The organism is Bradyrhizobium sp. (assembly GCF_049581145.1).
GTDB lineage: Bacteria > Pseudomonadota > Alphaproteobacteria > Rhizobiales > Xanthobacteraceae > Bradyrhizobium.
In genome coordinates, this window is the sequence record NZ_JBAURI010000803.1 from 1 (window position 1) to 2179 (window position 2179).

Annotated in this window: 3 protein-coding genes; 1 reads left to right on the forward strand and 2 read right to left on the reverse strand. The window is 64.2% G+C overall.

Annotated features, from left to right (window positions below; translation table 11 throughout):
• On the reverse strand, positions 1–310 hold a 310-nt coding region (gene modA, locus WCB02_RS26365), incomplete at its 3' end, for a molybdate ABC transporter substrate-binding protein (RefSeq protein WP_423962696.1).
• A 243-nt stretch (positions 311–553) separates the two neighbouring features.
• Between modA and modD the strand changes: the two genes are divergently transcribed.
• Positions 554–1441 (forward strand): ModD protein, encoded by an 888-nt coding sequence (gene modD / locus WCB02_RS26370; protein WP_423962697.1) that lies wholly within the window; start codon positions 554–556, stop codon positions 1439–1441.
• Positions 1442–1524: 83 nt separating this feature from the next.
• On the opposite strand, the gene WCB02_RS26375 is transcribed toward modD, so the two are convergent.
• On the reverse strand, positions 1525–2179 hold a 655-nt coding region (locus WCB02_RS26375), incomplete at its 5' end, for an ABC transporter substrate-binding protein (RefSeq protein WP_423962698.1).

Sequence of the window (2179 nt, forward strand, 5' to 3'; positions counted from 1 at the left end):
CGATCGCATAGGTGAAGCGGCTGTCGGCAACTGCGAGGCCGTCGTCGACCAGTTTCTTCGGCCGGCTGTCGTCGGCCGACAGGAATATCTCGAACGGCGCGCCCTGGGTGATCTGGGTATAGAACTGTCCGCTGGCGCCGAAGCTCAGGACCGCGTCATGGCCGGTCTTCTGCTTGAACGCGGCGGCGATTTCCTTGGCGGGGTCGGTAAAGTTGGCCGCGACGGCGACATTGGTCTGCGCCGAATGGGCGATATTCGCCGTCAATAACAGGATCGCCGCGGCGATCTGAATGGATCGAACAAACTTCATGAGCAACTCCTGCCGGCGAACAAAAAGCGGCGCGGCCCGATTGCCGCCGCCGGCCTTATCTCAGCAATCGGCATGCCGACCGCGATGGCCAGACCGAACTGGTGCGGGCCTTGCTTAAAGCGATGTCAAAAGGTTGCTTTTCCGTGAACAACGACGGAATGGCGTGAATTTTTGTAAGGATTCCGACATCGGGTGTCCTCAACCGGACATGCGGCGGAGGAACGACGAACAGACGGAGGTCACATGCCGACGGTCGCATCGCGGAGCGAATTGGAGCGCCTGCTGGAGGATGATGTTCCCTATGGCGATCTGACGACGGAGGCGCTCGGCATTGGCGCCGTGTCCGGCGTGATGCGGTTTTCGGCGCGCGATCCGATGGTACTCGCGCTCGCCGAGGATGCAGCTGCGATCATCGAACTCACGGGTTGCCGGGTGGAATTGTTCGCGGCTTCCGGCAGCATGCTTGCTGCGGGCGCGCCAATCCTGCAGGCGTCGGGGGTGGCGGCCGGACTGCTGCGCAGTTGGAAGGTGGCTCAGACCCTGATCGAGAGCTGGTCCGGGGTTGCGACCGAGGCGCGTGCCATCGTCGACGCGGCGAAGGCTGTCGCCCCTCACATCGCCGTCGCCTGCACGCGCAAGAACGTCCCGGGCACCAAGCGTTTTGCGGCGGCCGCCGTGAAAGCCGGCGGCGCGGTGATGCATCGGCTCGGGCTGTCGGAGACGATCCTGGTCTTTCCGGAGCACCGCGCGCTGCTCGGCGAGGCTATGCTTGCGGAGACGGTCGAGCGACTGCGGCGAGCCGCGCCGGAGAAGCGGCTGGTCATCGAGGTGAAGACGATCGAGGCGGCTGTCGCCGCGACGGTCGCCGGCTTCGATGTGATCCAGGTGGAGAAGTTTGCACCGGCGGAAATGGCCGCGCTGATGGCGCGCATGTCCCTGATCGGCTCGATGCGGGCGAGGCCGATCGTCGCCGCCGCCGGCGGCATTCACGCCGGCAATGCGGCTGCTTATGCAGCGGCCGGCGTCGACGTCGTGGTGACGTCGGCGCCCTATCTGGCGCGACCGCGCGATGTGCAGGTGCAGATCATGCCGGCTGCGGCTGGCCAGCGCCTGATGACGGAAGCCGCCTGAACCTGATTCCTGCGACCGGCCGGACCGTGTTGATCCGGCCGGTTCGACGCTTGCGTGGCGCGCAATCCGCAAAACGGATCGCGCTACGCGACCGTATCGAGATAGAGGCTTGGGTCGAAATATTTATTCGCCGGCGTGAAGTCCTTGACTCCGGCGTTCGCCATGAAGAAATCCGTCGATTGCTGCAGCCAGTTGGTGACGGTGCCGTCGGAATAGAGCTTCTTCCAGTCATGCGAGGTGAACATCTTCTCGGCTTTGAACTGCTCCTTGATGTCGCTCAGCGGTACTTGACTGTAGTGAGCCTTCTCGAGCGACTCCAGCGCCGCGTCGCTCTGCGCGAACAAATAGTCATTGGCCTCGCTCCAGCCCTTGATCAGCTTGACCAGCGTCTCCTTGTTCGCGTCATAGTAATCGTTGGCGGCAGCCCAGCCGTCGATGATCGCGGCCTTCGGGTAATAGGCCGACGCGTCGGCAAGCTTGATGGCGTCCGGCACGTGGTCGCGCACGGTCACGTTGAACGGCACCCAGAGGGCGACCGCGGGCACCGCGCCCGACACAAACGACGTCACCGCCGCCGGCATCGTCTGGTTGACGATCTCGACCTCCTTGGGATCGACCGCATTGGCCCGCAGCGCCCGGTCGAGAAAGACGTGCGCGGTGGTGCCGGTGGTCGTTGCGATCCGCTTGCCCTTGAGGTCGGCGAACGACTTGATGCCTTGGCCGGAATGCACCCAGAGC